This window comes from Ketobacter sp. (genome assembly GCF_003671495.1).
Taxonomy (GTDB): domain Bacteria; phylum Pseudomonadota; class Gammaproteobacteria; order Pseudomonadales; family Ketobacteraceae; genus Ketobacter.
In genome coordinates this window covers 1-14,388 of sequence record NZ_RCHN01000027.1, presented here as the reverse complement: position 1 = coordinate 14,388, position 14,388 = coordinate 1, and the positions used below count along the sequence as shown (strand labels likewise).

Below are 14,388 nucleotides of genomic sequence, written 5' to 3'. Positions count from 1 at the left end.
AGGGAGGCCAGCCATGGGTGCTGTTCTGGAATCTGATAAATTGACCCAGGCACAGGGGTGGGCGGCGGATGCCGTATCACGACAGCGTGCATTTTTTGAAACCGGGGTAACGCGAAGCTACGAGTATCGGGTGCAGCAGCTCAACAAGCTGCGGGCTGCCATTGTGAAATATCAGGGCGACATTCAGGATGCGTTGAAGGCCGACATCGGCCGTCCGCCGTTTGAAGCCTATATTGAAATCAGCACCGCCATTGAAGATCTCAAGCACACCATCAAGCACCTGAAGAGCTGGATGAAGCCCAAGAAAGTGGCCACCACCATGTGGGCACAGCCGGGTCGCAGCTACATTGAATCCACCCCGCAGGGTGTCACTTTTATCATGGGGCCCTACAACTATCCTTTCCTGTTGTTGTTGCAGCCTTTGATCGGTTCCATCTCCGCCGGTAATACCGCCATCCTGAAACCCTCTTCGCTGAACCCCACTGTAGCGGACGTGGTGGAGAAGATGGTGAAAGAAAACTTCAGCGAAGATTACATCAGCGTGTACAAGGGCAGCACCGAAGTGACCAACGAGCTGTTGGAGCAGCGCTTCGATCACATCTTCTTTACTGGCAGCCCGCGGGTGGGTCGTATCGTTATGGCGGCCGCCGCCAAACACCTCACCAAAGTAACCCTGGAATTGGGTGGCAAGAGCCCCACCATTATCCACAGCGACGCCAACCTGAAAATCGCGGCGCGCCGTACCCTGGCCGGTAAAATGCTGAACGTGGGCCAGACCTGTGTGGCGCCGGACCACGTGCATGTGCATGCGGACGTGAAGGAAGCCTTTGAACAGGAACTGGCAAACGCTGTGCGCGAGTTCTATGGCAATGATCCGGTCAACAGCCCGGACCTGGGCCGCATGATCAACGAACGTCACTTTGATCGGGTGGCTGCACTGATCGACAAAGCCAAGATCCTGGTGGGCGGGCAAACCGACCGCAGCCAGAAGTTCATCGCCCCCACGGTCCTCAAAGACGTCACCATGGACGATGAGGTGATGCAGGAAGAAATCTTTGGCCCGGTGCTGCCCCTGGTGACCTACCGCACCGTGGACGAGTTGGTGGGCAACATCAAAAAACTGCCTGAACACCCACTGGCCCTGTATCTGTTCACTGAAAGCGAAGCGGTTGAGCGTCAGATCCTGGATCGGGTTCAGTTCGGTGGCGGTTGTGTGAACAATACCGTCATGCATGTGGCCAACCCGAATCTGCCGTTTGGCGGTGTGGGGGAAAGCGGAATGGGTTCCTATCACGGCAAGAACTCGTTTGATGTGTTCTCCCATCAGCGCAGCCTGTTGCGGGCCACCACGAAGTTCGACCTGCCCATGCGCTATGCGCCTTACGCGAAAAAACTGCCGCTGATCGGTGACCGGCTGGAGCTGGTCAAGAAAATGATCAAGTAAACCGGCGCACGATGCAGCCTGAAGACCGTCCTGGCTTCAGGCTGCTCTATTCTATGGCCGCCCCCTTGGCCAATCTCATCATATATCCATTGCTTTGATAACCTCCTTCAAGCAATCCGCCTGAATCGCCTGACGGGTTAATCCGCTTTCTGCCCCGATGGCGGGATACTGAATCGGTATCGCTGCGCCGCCTGTGCTATGTTTGTAATGGATTGTGGAATCTAGGGCCAAGGTCTGGCAAGGAACGTTATGAAATCAATTCAAATGATCGCGCTTCTAGTGTTGTGCATGCCTGTGGTGGCCAATGCGGAAATTGACTGGAACGATGCCGACATCAAGTGGTATGGCTACGTGGACGGCATGCTTGCAGCAAAGCGGCAACAAAAAAATGTGATTCTGGTGGTGTACGCCAACTGGTGCTCAGTGTGTAAGAAGTATTCCAGGATGTTCCACGACCCGTCGGTTATCTCCCACAGCGATAAAGTGGTGCTGGTCCGGCTGAATCAGGATGAGGACGGGCACTATCTGAGCAAGTTCAGCCTGGATGGCAAATACGTTCCCAGAACTTATATACTGAATGCCGACTTTGAGGTGCAGCCCAGCCCGTTCAAATCGAAGAAATACGATTTCTATCTGCCGCCGAATAACGTCAGTTATCTGGTGAATTTGATGAGTTCGCTGGAAAAGTGAAGGGTGTTGGGTCACAGTCAAACGTACTAATGTCAAACACACAAATATAAGGAAACTGAATGCACTGCCCAAAATGCAAGAATGAATATTTGAAGCCGACCAAGCTCGAAGAAGGGTTGCCGGTAATGGGTTGCCCCAAGTGTAACGGAGCTTTGCTGTCGCTTTTGTATTACCGGGACTGGTCAGAACGGGTGGTTGTCACGTCGGATGACGTGGTTGATACAGGAGAGATACGATCTGACGCTGACACCGCAACCGCGCTGGGCTGCCCGAAATGTAGCAGATTGATGACGAAATATCTTGTGTCGGGTGCGCTTAACACCCGTCTGGATCTGTGTGGAAATTGTGATGAGGCCTGGTTGGATGGCGGGGAGTGGCAACTGCTGAAATCGCTGGAGCTTGGGAATGCGCTGCCCAGTGTGTTTACGGACAGTTGGCAACGAAAAGTGAGAGCAGAGCGTACGGAACTGGATCGGGTAGAACGCCTCAAAAAGAGGGTGGGCGAGGAGGATGCAGAGCAAGCTGTTGCTGTAAAAAAGTGGCTTGGTACGACACAGCACAAGTCCACGATCTTGCACTTTCTAGGATCTGATTGAAGCACCGTGTCTGTGTCATGCCTGTCAATAAAGAAACCATGAGAGAATCGGTAATATGGAGTTCAGCAACGAGGAAAAAGAGGCCATAACCCAAAAAATCCAGAATTACTTCAAAGCCGAATTAGACAGTGATATTGGCCAGTTTGATGCTTTGTTTCTGCTGGATTTTTTCACGCGGGAAATCGGTCCGTACTTTTACAATCGTGGGTTATACGATGCACAGGCGCTACTGGCCCAGCGCATCGAGGATATTGCTGAATCCATCTTCGAGCTGGAAAAATGAGTTTGGAGTGAAAGCTTTACTGCCGGTGTGGCCGTTCTGGAGAGCTCACAACAGTAAGTTCCGGTTTTTTCAATCTCACCAAAGGAATGGATATGATCAGAAGCGCTCGGGTGGAGGATGCCGCCCAGTGTTGTGAGGTCATCAGGGCCTCAATAGTGGAGTTGTGCCAACAGGATCATCACGGCGAGCAAGCGCGAATTGATGATTGGCTGCAGAATAAAACCGTCGCCCATTGCGAGCACTGGATTCAGGACGCGGCCACCAACACCTTTGTTGCCGACGAGGGTGGGCAAGTAGTGGGGGTGTCCAGCATCAGCCACAGCGGGCATCTGTTCCTTCTGTATCTGCGCCCGGGAACTGTTGGAAAGGGCGTTGGGGCTCAGTTGCTGTCGGCGGCCGAGGACAGTGTGCGTGCGCTGGGCGTTCACCGTTTCACCTTGGAAAGCACCCTGACCGCCAAAGGCTTCTATGAACGCTTTGGTTATGTTGCCTGTGGTGCAACGGAGCATTGTCTTAAGTATGAAAAGGTACTGAGCGACTAGTTGCAGCCATCCGCGCCTTCGTTAGAATTCAATCTTCCTGCCACGGCGGTATCAGACGATTCCATGAACTACTTTTTTGCGCTCCTGTTGATTCTTGTGTCCGGCTGGGTCGGTGCCGCAGGCAATCCGATCGCCCATCTCTATCAATCAAAAGGGATCACCGGTTCCCTGCTCATTGAGTCTGAGGAGGGCGCCCCGCGATACGAGCACAACGTCAATGCCGCTGAGCGATTCGTTCCTGCCTCCACCTTCAAAATCCCCAACACGCTCATTATTCTGCAGGAAGGCTTGCTGGAGGGGGCGGACGACGTCATTACCTGGGATGGGGTTAAGCGGGAGTATGATCCCTGGAATCAAAACCAGACACTGAAAACGGCCTTTCAGCGCTCCTGCGTGTGGTGTTATCAACGTTATGCCTTGCAAGTGGGCGACGCCAAATATCGCACGTATCTGGCGCAGTTCGATTATGGTAATGGGTTGACCGGGCCAGACGTGTCGCGCTTTTGGCTGGATGGTGAATTGCGGGTTTCGGTGCAGGATCAGATACTTTTTTTGCGGAAGGTGGTGAACGAAACCTTGCCCATTGCCCCGCAGCACATTAAAACTCTGAAAGACATCATGGAGTCCGATGACCGGCACGGCTTTAAGTTATGGTCCAAAACCGGCTGGTCCGGGCGGGATGGGTGGTTCGTGGGGTATCTGGTGGTGAACGGCCACACCTGGTATTTCGCCAATCACATTGAAATAGAGCAACCCTCCGATTTGGTATTTCGACAACAACTCACTCTGGACGCCTTCAGGGTGCTCGGCATCATACAATAGTGCAAAGCTATCAGCTGAAAGCCTCGCCTCGAGAGTGATCTATTGCCTGCCAATGTTTCTGCCGCCCACGGGTTTGGGCGGGCGTTAAAAATGCCCAGAGGACCGCTATTAACCGACTGCTGCTCGGGCTATAGTAATTCCGTGATACCCGGTTGCCTGAGTTAAGGCCCTAAGGAAAATGTCATGAACGTTCTGATGAGTTTGGAGACGTTACCCCGGCTGCTTAAATTGCTGCTGGGAATGTTGCTCATTGGGGTGGTTGGTGGTGTTGACTATCTGACAGGGTATGAGCTGTCCTTCTCGTTCTTTTATGTGGTGCCTATTGCCCTGTTGACCTGGGTTGGCGGGCGCACGCTGGGTATGCTGGCCTCCCTGGTCAGTGCAGTGGTGTGGTATGTTGCGGATACCACACTGGGGCACCCCTACTCGCACCCGCTGATTGCGGTTTGGAACGGCGGCATCCGGTTCTCCTTTTTTGTCATCATCACCTGGTTGCTGGTGCGGGTGAAACAGGCATTGGAACGGGAGCAGGAACTGGCTCGATCCGACAACCTGACCGGAGCGGTGAATGCACGCTTTTTCTATCAGTTGGCGCAGATGGAAATTGATCGCCTGCAGCGCTACCAGCACCCCTTTACCCTGGTGTACTTTGACCTGGACAACTTTAAACAGGTGAACGACCGGTATGGCCATGTGGTGGGAGACCAGGCGCTGCGCGCGGTGGCCGTGTGCGCGCGACAGTCCCTGCGTAAAATTGATGTGTTGGCCCGCTTGGGCGGGGATGAGTTCGCTCTGTTACTGCCCGAGACCGACCATCAATCGGCTGGCACCATGCTGGCCAAACTGCAGACTAACCTGCTGCTGGAAATGCAGCGACACCAATGGCCGATTACGTTCAGCATCGGCGCCTTGACCTGCAGTGTGGCACCGGATTCGTTGGAGGACATTGTGAAACGCTCCGATGAGTTGATGTATGAGGTCAAGCGCCAAGGCAAGAATGGCCTTAAATTTGCGGAATACACCGGTTAGATTATTCCTGCTTCCAAACTCATGGCCATGGTGGTGCCCAGCTCCTGGCATTGCGCCACGAAATCCTCCTGCCATTCACCCCGACACACCAGATGCTCCCGCACGGCTTTCCAGCGCAGGCCGGTGGTGATGGTGTCGACGGCGCGACAGGTGCCGGTGCCGTCGTGACCGGCACGCACATACAGCGCAAAGGGTAAGCCCTGCTTTATTTCCAGGCAGGGGTAGTAGACCCGATCGAAAAAATCCTTCAGCGCCCCGCTCATGTATCCCAGGTTCTCGGTGGTGCCAAGGATGATCGCATCACAGGCCAGCACGTCCTCAGCGTTGGCCTCCAGGGGGGCGATTGCCGAGATTTCCACTTCACTGATGTCCGGATGCTGCGCACCTTGGATGACTGCTTCCCGCAGCCTGAGCGTATTTGCCGACGGGGCGTGCGTCACAATCAGCAGTTTCTTCATGGCGGTATCCCGGGTGCTCCGAATGCAATGGGTTGGTTATAGGATACGTGCCCTCGGCTTACTTTTAAACACGACCTTCAATGGGCCATCTCAGATGTGCGCCGGGTGATCTGCATCCGGCTGTATCAATCCCGCCGCGCTGCGGGCGCCGGCGTGAAACACCGCCAGCATGTTCCGTTGCTTGCGATAACCCTGTTCCGCCAGGCGGCGATATCCGCCCGGCACCAGGCGATGTGCGCTTTGCCACGCCAGGCGCGGGCCAATGGTCAGCAGCGGATACCAGGGCAGGACGTTGGACGGCACACCCAGTTTGTCCAGGGTCTTCTTGCTCAGGTACAGGCGACTGATGCTCAGGTGTTTGGAGTGTTCAAAGCGGCGGCGCAGTGTCTGAAAATGAGGGTATTCCCGCGTCAGTGGTTCCGCCGCCAGGGATTGCGCCATGATCCGGCTGGTTTCCTCGCCCCGCGGTTGGGTGCTGGCAGAGTGCATCAACAGGCGAATGCCCTGGGCGGTGGAATCAAACAACCAGGGTTCCTTGATGCCCATCAGCCAGGCGGCGTAACGCCCGTGGTGGGCAATGGCATCGGTTTCACGGCGGGTCATGGGTACACCCAGTGCCCGCGAGCCCAACCCCAGCAACAGAGTGGTGAGAATGGTGGTGAGCATGTCGGTCTGGTTGATGGGAATGCCCAGGCGGGCGAAGTCCCACTCGGACTTGGTTTGCAGATTGCGCCGCACCAGGGCGTGGATCAGGCGCACCCGGAGCGTGCTTTTGAAGCCTGCGCCGAACCGCTCCATGCCATTCGGGGAATAGAGGTCGATGGTCCAGGACTGGGTTTCCGCAAAGCGCTTGCCGGTGCCTTTGCGCAGCGCGCCGGTCATGATCAGCGGTTCGTTGAAGCCCGACAGCAGATAGGCCCCCATCAGGAAAAAATCCCGGGCCAGATAATGGATGGCTGCCCCGGAGGCATTCACCGCGCGAGCGCCTTTGCGCAGCTCAGACCGATCCAGCCATGGCGGTGGTTCATCAATCAGGGCAAAAAACTCGCGCAAGGGTTGGGGGGCATCGGCAACGGTGTCGATACCGTGCTCCAGGGCCTGATCAAACTGCTTCTTGGCCTGTCCCGGCCCAATCTCAAACATCCAGTCCACCAGATGATCCATAGGGGCGTCCCCTTCCCACAGACCCTGCACCATTTCCTCCCGCAAGGCGGGGTCCAGCCGCACCGGGCCGCCCAGCAGGGTTTCCATCAGCCAGGTGGGCACCTGACGGGGGATCAGGCTGTAAATAAACGGCGGAATGCCCCCTTGCGGAAACGGTGGTACCCGGGTGGGGGTAGGGCGGGTGGACAGATAGTACTGCGCTGAATGCATGGGTTATTCCTTTTGGGCAGGGCCTTGTGAATGAGGGCTTGCGTTGGGGAAAACGATAATGCGATCATTAAGTCGCATTCAAGTCGTATTAGGAGCCCGTCGTGAAGAAACGCCCGGTACAGCAACGCTCGCGCATGATGGTGAAGAGCATCATCGACGCCGCCTGCCAGGTCATTGCTGAGGAAGGTTTGGACGCGCTCACCACCAACCGGGTGGCGGAGCTGGCGGGCATCAGCAACGGCTCGTTCTATCAGTATTTCTACGACCGCGCGGACCTGATTGAGGCCGTGCTGGAACAGGTCAGCCAGGACGCCAACCAGATGTTCAACCGCCAGTTGGGCCAACTGGACACCCGCCAGGTGGATGTGCAAACCCTGTCAAAAATGGCATTGCAGATGAGTCTGGCCTTCCTGCGTTCCAATGCGCTGTATCCGGAACTGATCCGCAACTGGCATCGCCTGCCGATCCAGCGTCTGTTCGACCCCATTGCCCAGCACCTGGCCTCCATCAGTCGCACTTATTTGCTGCAACACGTAGAGCACTACTCCCTGGACCACCTGCACACCAAACTCTATGTCTTAATCAACAGCACCATTTTCACCATGATTCGTTATCTGCATGAGGAAGACCCCATCCTCAAGGAGCCGCAAATCATTAATTGCCTGGCCAACATGGTGGAGCTGGTATTGCGGGACCAACTCCCCGATTCACCATAGGCGTTTGCCGGCTGACTGTGGTACAAAAGAGGTTACTGCCTGTCGGGCTCAACAATAATAAGAGAACGTTATGTCGTCGCTGGTACTGTATCAATTTCCGATTTCACACTTTTGCGAAAAGGCCCGCTGGGCCCTGGATTACAAAGGCCTGGATTACACCACCAAAAACCTGCTGCCGGGATTGCACGTCAAAACCACGAAGAAACTTGCCGCCAAATCCTCAGTGCCGGTGCTGGTACACGAAGGGCGCTCCATTCAGGGATCAGAACAGATCATTACCTATCTGGATGAGCACTTTCCCGATAAAAAGCTAACTCCGGTGAATTCCCAAGAAGCACAATCTGCCCGGGAGTGGGAACGCTACCTGGATAAAGAAATTGGCGTGCACCTGCGGTGCTACCTGTATCACACCCTGCTGGATCATCCTGACATGGTGATCGGCTTTTTTGCCAAGGATGGCCCGTTCTGGGCCAAACCGTTTTTGAAAGTCATGTTCCCCAAGTTAACACGCACCATGCGCAAACTGATGGACATCAACGAAGCCACTGCGGCCAAATCCCGTCAAGCAGTGTTGATGGCTTTGGAACGTACCAATGATGCCGTGGATGAGAACAAGTATCTGGTGGGCAATCGCTTTAGTCGTGCAGACCTGACCGCCGCGGCGCTGTTGGCGCCATTGTTCATGCCGCCACAATACGGTTTGGACTGGCCGGCGACGTTGCCGGAACCGTTGCAATCAGAGGTGAAAGCGATGGAGCCCTATCTGGTTTGGGCGAAGGAGATTTATCGCAAGCATCGGTAGGGTGTGGTGGTCTGAATGCTCAGGTTCAAGCAGGGCAGCGTCTTCCAGGAACACGACGCTATCGTCGCAACCTGACCAACCGCCACATATAACGTCCAAGTCTAATCATATTATATAATATTCCTGCCTGATCTAAATAAGGCCTGCTAATCTCGCCGTACCAAAATCACAGTGGGTACGGTACATCATGAAGATTCGCAATCTGGATCTGGACGTCAGCGAAAACGACCGCCATCGGCAACTGGGGCTGCCACCGCTGGAGCAGGCGGTGACCCACCCGGGTACCCATCCGGTTTTGCGCCTGGCCGTTGGTTTTGTGATGGTCACCTTACTGGCGATTTCGCTGTACCTGGTCAGTCGCCTGTTCCTGCAGAATGATCTGGCCGGTGCCCTGCAGGCCATCCTGGAAACGCTCACCGGCTACTCATTCTGGGCAGCGGTGCTGGTGGGTTTTGCGGCGCAAGCCGTGGATGGTGCCCTGGGGATGGCGTATGGCATCACCGCTACCACGTTCTTACTCGGCACCGGGGTTACGCCGGCCATCGCCACGGCCAGTGTGCATATGGCAGAGGTGTTCACCACCGGGTTTTCAGGGGTGTCCCATGTGCGCTACGGCAACGTCAACAAGTCGTTGTTCCTGAAGTTGTTGGTGCCGGGGATTATCGGTGCCCTGCTGGGGGTTGTGCTGGTGACCCAAATCGACGGCGCGATCCTGAAACCCTATATCTCCGCCTACCTGCTGTTGATGGGGTTGTTTATCCTGAGCAAGGCGTTTCGACGTCTGCGACGGGCCGCCCATGAACCTCGCCATGTGGCCAAGCTGGCCGTGTGCGGGGGCTTTGTGGACACCGTAGGTGGCGGTGGCTGGGGTCCGGTGGTCACCACCACGTTGATCGGCTCAGGTCACGATCCCCGTACCACGATCGGCTCTGTCAATTTTGCAGAATTTTTTCTGTCACTCTCGTCCGCCGCCGCGTTTGCGGTGCTGGTGGGGCCGGATACCTGGCCGACGATCGCGGGGTTGGTGTTGGGCGGAGTGTTTGCAGCTCCCCTGGCCGCTGTGTTGACCCGTAAGCTGTCGCCGCGGACTCTGCTGGTGCTGGTGGGAACCCTGATCAGTACCCTGAGCGTGTACAACCTGACTCGGGCGTTGCTGGCTTGAGGCGGCGTAGCTAAGGCCGCGGTGCTGGAGGTGATGGCATAGGTGCAGCAACCGTGCCCTGAGTTCGTGGGAAAGGCACGGCTGCCGCGGTGGACCTGTCAGATCAACCTAGTGGCTGATCATCCAGGGCCGCATGGAGGGAAAGAATTTCTCCCCCCGTGCGGTGTACATGAGTTTGGAATTGCGCTTCTTGTGATCCCCGCAGCCGCAACCGCCGTCCCGCTTGTGAATCTTGCGGGACTGGTCCGTTGAGAAAATGGGTTCGTGTTGCGCTTTCTCGTTGGTCTGGAACGCCTGGCGGCGCTCCTTGTCCATGTTGAGAAATTCCGGTGGAATCATGATAACCCGGCCCGACAGCTCCCCACACTGGGGGCAGGGGCAGGGTTTGGCATGATCGTCCAGGGTGGCCAGCTCGTGGAACACACCGTGGGTTTTGCATTTGTAATCATAGACAGGCATACATACCTCCCGTTGTTGATCCGGTGCTGTTACTTATCTGGTGCCAAGGGTACGTCAATGGAGCCGTCCAGGTACTTGGTGGGGCCATCGGCGTTGGGTTTCACATCGAACTCGAAGATGTCCGTGGGCAGCCACAGCGTAGCGCAGGCGTTGGGCACGTCCACCACACCGCTGATGTGACCCTGTACCGGCGCAGTGCCGAGAATGGCGTAGGCCTGGGCGCCGGAGTAACCGAATTTCTTCAGGTATTCGATGGCGTTCAAACAGGCCTGGCGATAGGCGATGTGTACGTCCAGGTAATGTTGTTTGCCTTGCTCATCCACCGAGATGCCTTCGAAGATCAGGTAGTCATCGTACTTGGGCGTGATCGGGCTGGGCTTGAAGATGGGGTTCTTGATGCCGTACTTGGACATACCGTCTTTGATCAGGTCCACCCGCATGTGAATCCAGCCGGCCATCTCAATCGCTCCGCAGAACGTGATTTCGCCGTCGCCCTGGCTGAAGTGCAGGTCGCCGACGGACAAGCCGCCGTCTTTCACATACACCGGGAAGTAAACCTTGGAGCCGCGGGACAGGTCTTTGATGTCGCAGTTGCCGCCGTGCTCACGGGGCGGCACCGTACGGGCACCTTCGGCGGCGGCCGCGTCTTTTTCGGCGCCGGTCATTTTGCCCATGTGGGCGGTTTCGGCATAGGGCAGGTTCGCCAGGCCCGGTACGCGGTCCGGCTCGGTGTCATAGAGTTCTTTCTCGCGCTTGTTCCACTCCGCCAGCATCTCTTTGGAAGGCAGGCAGCCGATCAATCCGGGGTGAATCAAACCGGCGAATTCAACGCCGGGCACGTGGCGTGAGCTGGTGAACATGCCTTTGAAATCCCAGATGGACTTTTGCGCTTCCGGGAAATGCTCCGTGAGGAAGCCGCCGCCGTTCTGTTTGGAGAAAAATCCGTTGAAGCCCCACAGGCTTTCCTGGAAAGCACCGATGTCGAGGATTTCCACCACCAGCAGGTCGCCGGGTTCGGCACCTTCCACGCCCACCGGGCCAGACAAAAAGTGCACCTGGGACAAATCAACATCACGCACGTCGCTGGCATCGTCATCGTTTTTGATCTGACCACCGGTCCAGTCGTAGCATTCGATGATGAAATCGTCGCCGGGTTTTACCATCGCCGCCATGGGAATGTCCGGGTGCCAGCGATTGTGGATGTCGTCCTGATCGTAGGGTGATTTATTAAGATCTATTTTGATAATGGTTTCAGCCATGGTCATATTCTCCAGACATTTTGTTTTACAAGAGCCAGTTTCTATAAAAGTGCTTTTACAAGAGCGCGTTACTTCTCGTTCAAATGCTTATACCGATAAGTAAGCAGCAATCTTTTCCTCGTTCACATTTTCTCGGGTTTCCTCCGCGACGATCTCACCTTTCTCCAGCACCAGAATGCGATCGGCGATGTCCAGGGCAAAGCTCAGCACCTGTTCCGACACCACGATGGACAGGCCCTTTTCGTCACGGATGCGCCGCAGGGTGCGGGCCATCTCCTTGATGATGGAGGGTTGGATACCTTCGGTGGGTTCATCCAGCAGCAGCATCTTGGGCTTGCTGGCTAAAGCCCGGGCAATGGCCAGCTGTTGCTGTTGCCCCCCGGACAGGTTGCCGCCGCGTCTGGATTTCATTTCCAGCAGTACCGGGAACAGGTCGTACAGATCCTGCGGTACTTTTTTCTCCTTGGTGGTGGTGAGCCCGGTTTCGATGTTTTCCTTGACGGTCATGGTGGAAAAAATCATCCGGCCCTGGGGCACAAAGCTCATGCCGTTGGCCACCCGTTGGTGACTTTTCATGTTGGTCATTTCCACGTTGTCCAGTTTGATGCTGCCGTCGGACGGCAGTACACCAATCAGGGATTTCATCAGCGTGGTTTTGCCCATGCCATTACGGCCCATGATGGCGACGATTTCGTTGGGTTTGACTTCAAAGTTGAGCCCGTGGATCACTTCGCTCTGGCCGTAGGACACTTTGTGGTTGGATACATTCAACATGGTGGTTCTCCTCCTAGTGTCCCAGGTACACTTCCTTCACTTTCGGGTCGTTCTGCACTTTGTCCATGGAACCTTCGGACAAGACTTTGCCCTGGTGCAACACGGTAACGCGGTTGGCGATGTCCGCCACAAACTGCATGTCGTGCTCGATTACAATCACCGAACGGTCTTTGGTGATTTTGTTGAGCAGTTCTGCGGTCTGTTTGCGTTCCGCCACGGACATGCCGGCGACCGGTTCGTCCAGCATCAGCAGTTCCGGGTCCTGGATCAGCAACATGCCAATCTCCAGCCACTGCTTTTGCCCATGGCTGAGCAGGGCCGCCTGTTTGTTCAGGTCATCCTGCAGGAAGATCAACTCGGCGATCTCATGTACCTTGTCGATGACTTCCTTATCCCGTTTGAACATGAGGGCGCCGAACACATTGCGCCCACGGGGAAACGAGATCTCCAGGTTTTCAAACACGGTAAGGTCTTCGTAGATGGAAGGGTTCTGGAATTTGCGTCCAACCCCGGCGTGTACGATCTGGTGTTCCTTGAGTTTGGTCAGCTCCTTGCCACGGAATTTGATCGAGCCGTCCGTGGCTCTGGTGCGTCCACAAATCAAGTCCAAGACTGTGGTTTTACCCGCGCCATTGGGTCCGATAATGACGCGAATCTCGTTTTCGTCCACATAGAAGGACAGATCGTTAACCGCTTTGAACCCATCGAAGGAAACCGTCAAACCTTCCACCGAGAGAACAAAATCTTTACCCATTGGTGTTACGCTCATGGTTTAACTCCTCGACTCTGCAGTGCCGGACGGCAGTGGTGGTCGTGCTGATTTGAGACTCTTCAACCACTTCGCCAGCTTGGGTTCGACATAGGTGCTGTACACACCGGCCAGACCGTTGGGGAAGGCCAGTACCACTCCGATGAACAGTGCGCCCAGACCGAACAACCACAATTCAGGGAAGGATTCCGAGAATACGGTTTTGGCCCAGTTCACCAGCAAGGTGCCGTACACTGCACCCAGCAGGGACAGACGTCCGCCCACGGCGCAGAAGATCACCATCTCGATGGAGGGCACGATGCCCACGAAGGACGGCGACATGAAGCCAACCTGCAGGGTGAACATGGCACCGCCCAGGGCTGAGAACGCCGCGGCCAGGCAGAAGATGAAGATCTTGAAGTTGGAGACGTCATAGCCGGAGAAACGCACCCGGTCTTCCTTGTCGCGCATGGCCACCAGCAGGCGCCCCAGTTTGCTCTTGCGTACGAACTGTGCCACCAGGATAGAGCCGATCAGCAAGGCGCAGCAGACGAAGTAGAGCACGTACTTGGCCTCATCGGTGCGGATATCCCAGCCTTTCAACGTACGCAGGTCGGTAATACCGTTGACGCCACCGGTGTAACCCTGCTGGCCGATGATCAGGATGGTGAGGATTGCGGCAATGGCCTGGGTAATGATGGCGAAGTACACCCCGCCTACCCGACGCTTGAACATGGCCACACTGACGATGAAGGCGAAAATCACCGGCACCGCAATGATCGCGATCATGGTAAAGCTCAGGCTGTTGAAGGGCTCCCAGAACCAGGGCAATGCCGTCAACTGGTTCCAGTCCATAAAGTCCGGAATACCGGGTGTGGACTGGATGGCCGTATTCTCCGGGGAAGAGGCTTCCAATTTCAGGAACATCGCCATGCAGTAACCACCCAGGCCAAAGAACACACCCTGGCCCAGGCTGAGAATGCCGCCGTAACCCCAGCAGAGCACCAGGCCCAGGGCAACGAAAGCATAGGACAGATATTTACCCACTAAATTGAGGCGGAAAATATCCATGCTGAGAGGAAAGATCACCATGATCAGCACTGCCAGCAGCAGTATGTTGATCATGTCATTCTTGGGCAGAAACGAACGCAAACCGTAGGACATAATCTGCTCCTGTTACTTACGGATCTTGAGTGAGAACAGACCCTGTGGGCGCAGCATCAGGATGCC

Annotated in this window: 17 protein-coding genes; 10 read left to right on the top strand and 7 right to left on the bottom strand. The window is 55.8% G+C overall.

The features are described 5' to 3' along the window. Positions 1-13: 13 nt before the first annotated feature. From D9N14_RS13725 to D9N14_RS13695, 7 genes are all read left to right on the top strand, one after another. Positions 14-1,444, top strand: a complete 1,431-nt coding sequence (locus tag D9N14_RS13725) for an aldehyde dehydrogenase (RefSeq protein ID WP_290580612.1) — start codon at positions 14-16, stop codon at positions 1,442-1,444. A 249-nt stretch (positions 1,445-1,693) separates the two neighbouring features. Next, positions 1,694-2,134 carry a thioredoxin family protein gene (locus tag D9N14_RS13720; RefSeq protein ID WP_290580611.1) on the top strand — a complete coding sequence of 147 codons (441 nt, stop codon included), beginning with the start codon at positions 1,694-1,696 and terminating at the stop codon, positions 2,132-2,134. Positions 2,135-2,193: 59 nt separating this feature from the next. Continuing rightward, positions 2,194-2,730 carry a zf-TFIIB domain-containing protein gene (locus D9N14_RS13715; protein WP_290580609.1) on the top strand — a complete coding sequence of 179 codons (537 nt, stop codon included), beginning with the start codon at positions 2,194-2,196 and terminating at the stop codon, positions 2,728-2,730. A gap of 55 nt (positions 2,731-2,785) precedes the next feature. After that, the gene (locus D9N14_RS13710; protein WP_317622624.1) at positions 2,786-3,013 is read left to right on the top strand and encodes a DUF2164 domain-containing protein; all 228 of its coding nucleotides are present in this window, start codon (positions 2,786-2,788) and stop codon (positions 3,011-3,013) included. Between the two features lie 92 nt (positions 3,014-3,105). Continuing rightward, complete coding sequence (locus D9N14_RS13705) at positions 3,106-3,555, top strand: GNAT family N-acetyltransferase (RefSeq protein WP_290580607.1); 450 nt, start codon at positions 3,106-3,108, stop codon at positions 3,553-3,555. 63 nt (positions 3,556-3,618) lie between these two features. Further along, on the top strand, positions 3,619-4,377 hold the full coding sequence (locus tag D9N14_RS13700; protein ID WP_290580604.1) for a penicillin-binding transpeptidase domain-containing protein: 759 nt from the start codon (positions 3,619-3,621) through the stop codon (positions 4,375-4,377). Positions 4,378-4,560: 183 nt separating this feature from the next. Continuing rightward, positions 4,561-5,406 (top strand): GGDEF domain-containing protein, encoded by an 846-nt coding sequence (locus D9N14_RS13695; protein ID WP_290580602.1) that lies wholly within the window; start codon positions 4,561-4,563, stop codon positions 5,404-5,406. On the opposite strand, the gene D9N14_RS13690 is transcribed toward D9N14_RS13695, so the two are convergent. Together D9N14_RS13690 and D9N14_RS13685 are read right to left on the bottom strand one after the other, a co-directional pair. Beyond that, positions 5,403-5,864, bottom strand: coding sequence for a flavodoxin family protein (locus tag D9N14_RS13690; RefSeq protein ID WP_290580600.1), 462 nt, complete (start codon positions 5,862-5,864; stop codon positions 5,403-5,405). The genes D9N14_RS13695 and D9N14_RS13690 overlap by 4 nt on opposite strands. A 90-nt stretch (positions 5,865-5,954) precedes the next feature. Further along, positions 5,955-7,238: an oxygenase MpaB family protein gene (locus tag D9N14_RS13685; protein WP_290580598.1), complete on the bottom strand. Its 1,284-nt coding sequence runs from the start codon at positions 7,236-7,238 to the stop codon at positions 5,955-5,957. A gap of 101 nt (positions 7,239-7,339) precedes the next feature. Between D9N14_RS13685 and D9N14_RS13680 the strand changes: the two genes are divergently transcribed. The 3 genes from D9N14_RS13680 to D9N14_RS13670 all read left to right on the top strand — a co-directional run bounded on the left by D9N14_RS13680 (position 7,340) and on the right by D9N14_RS13670 (position 9,918). Next, a complete protein-coding gene (locus D9N14_RS13680) occupies positions 7,340-7,954 on the top strand; it encodes a TetR/AcrR family transcriptional regulator (protein ID WP_290580596.1) in 615 nt (204 codons plus the stop codon). A 70-nt stretch (positions 7,955-8,024) separates the two neighbouring features. Further along, positions 8,025-8,756: a glutathione S-transferase family protein gene (locus tag D9N14_RS13675; RefSeq protein ID WP_290580594.1), complete on the top strand. Its 732-nt coding sequence runs from the start codon at positions 8,025-8,027 to the stop codon at positions 8,754-8,756. 187 nt (positions 8,757-8,943) lie between these two features. Next, positions 8,944-9,918, top strand: coding sequence for a sulfite exporter TauE/SafE family protein (locus D9N14_RS13670; protein WP_290580592.1), 975 nt, complete (start codon positions 8,944-8,946; stop codon positions 9,916-9,918). 108 nt (positions 9,919-10,026) lie between these two features. Here D9N14_RS13670 and D9N14_RS13665 read toward each other — a convergent pair whose 3' ends face one another. The 5 genes from D9N14_RS13665 to urtC all read right to left on the bottom strand — a co-directional run bounded on the left by D9N14_RS13665 (position 10,027) and on the right by urtC (position 14,322). Then, on the bottom strand, positions 10,027-10,377 hold the full coding sequence (locus D9N14_RS13665) for an FmdB family zinc ribbon protein (RefSeq protein ID WP_290580590.1): 351 nt from the start codon (positions 10,375-10,377) through the stop codon (positions 10,027-10,029). Positions 10,378-10,406: 29 nt separating this feature from the next. Then, the gene (fmdA, locus tag D9N14_RS13660) at positions 10,407-11,636 is read right to left on the bottom strand and encodes a formamidase (protein WP_290580588.1); all 1,230 of its coding nucleotides are present in this window, start codon (positions 11,634-11,636) and stop codon (positions 10,407-10,409) included. Between the two features lie 87 nt (positions 11,637-11,723). Further along, complete coding sequence (gene urtE, locus D9N14_RS13655) at positions 11,724-12,410, bottom strand: urea ABC transporter ATP-binding subunit UrtE (protein ID WP_290580586.1); 687 nt, start codon at positions 12,408-12,410, stop codon at positions 11,724-11,726. A 13-nt stretch (positions 12,411-12,423) separates the two neighbouring features. Continuing rightward, the gene (gene urtD / locus D9N14_RS13650; protein ID WP_290580584.1) at positions 12,424-13,179 is read right to left on the bottom strand and encodes an urea ABC transporter ATP-binding protein UrtD; all 756 of its coding nucleotides are present in this window, start codon (positions 13,177-13,179) and stop codon (positions 12,424-12,426) included. Positions 13,180-13,182: 3 nt separating this feature from the next. Continuing rightward, positions 13,183-14,322, bottom strand: a complete 1,140-nt coding sequence (gene urtC, locus D9N14_RS13645) for an urea ABC transporter permease subunit UrtC (protein WP_290580582.1) — start codon at positions 14,320-14,322, stop codon at positions 13,183-13,185. Positions 14,323-14,388 lie beyond the last annotated feature (66 nt).

Excerpts from the sequence above, each read along its gene's own strand:
- urtC (WP_290580582.1), bottom strand. The coding sequence starts at position 14,322 with ATGTCCTACGGTTTGCGTTCGTTTCTGCCCAAGAATGACATGATCAAC.
- D9N14_RS13690 (WP_290580600.1), bottom strand. The coding sequence starts at position 5,864 with ATGAAGAAACTGCTGATTGTGACGCACGCCCCGTCGGCAAATACGCTC.
- D9N14_RS13715 (WP_290580609.1), top strand. The coding sequence starts at position 2,194 with ATGCACTGCCCAAAATGCAAGAATGAATATTTGAAGCCGACCAAGCTC.
- D9N14_RS13670 (WP_290580592.1), top strand. The coding sequence starts at position 8,944 with ATGAAGATTCGCAATCTGGATCTGGACGTCAGCGAAAACGACCGCCAT.
- D9N14_RS13675 (WP_290580594.1), top strand. The coding sequence starts at position 8,025 with ATGTCGTCGCTGGTACTGTATCAATTTCCGATTTCACACTTTTGCGAA.
- D9N14_RS13725 (WP_290580612.1), top strand. The coding sequence starts at position 14 with ATGGGTGCTGTTCTGGAATCTGATAAATTGACCCAGGCACAGGGGTGG.
- D9N14_RS13685 (WP_290580598.1), bottom strand. The coding sequence starts at position 7,238 with ATGCATTCAGCGCAGTACTATCTGTCCACCCGCCCTACCCCCACCCGG.
- D9N14_RS13720 (WP_290580611.1), top strand. The coding sequence starts at position 1,694 with ATGAAATCAATTCAAATGATCGCGCTTCTAGTGTTGTGCATGCCTGTG.
- D9N14_RS13695 (WP_290580602.1), top strand. The coding sequence starts at position 4,561 with ATGAACGTTCTGATGAGTTTGGAGACGTTACCCCGGCTGCTTAAATTG.
- D9N14_RS13665 (WP_290580590.1), bottom strand. The coding sequence starts at position 10,377 with ATGCCTGTCTATGATTACAAATGCAAAACCCACGGTGTGTTCCACGAG.
- D9N14_RS13710 (WP_317622624.1), top strand. The coding sequence starts at position 2,786 with ATGGAGTTCAGCAACGAGGAAAAAGAGGCCATAACCCAAAAAATCCAG.
- D9N14_RS13705 (WP_290580607.1), top strand. The coding sequence starts at position 3,106 with ATGATCAGAAGCGCTCGGGTGGAGGATGCCGCCCAGTGTTGTGAGGTC.
- fmdA (WP_290580588.1), bottom strand. The coding sequence starts at position 11,636 with ATGGCTGAAACCATTATCAAAATAGATCTTAATAAATCACCCTACGAT.
- D9N14_RS13700 (WP_290580604.1), top strand. The coding sequence starts at position 3,619 with ATGAACTACTTTTTTGCGCTCCTGTTGATTCTTGTGTCCGGCTGGGTC.
- urtD (WP_290580584.1), bottom strand. The coding sequence starts at position 13,179 with ATGAGCGTAACACCAATGGGTAAAGATTTTGTTCTCTCGGTGGAAGGT.
- urtE (WP_290580586.1), bottom strand. The coding sequence starts at position 12,410 with ATGTTGAATGTATCCAACCACAAAGTGTCCTACGGCCAGAGCGAAGTG.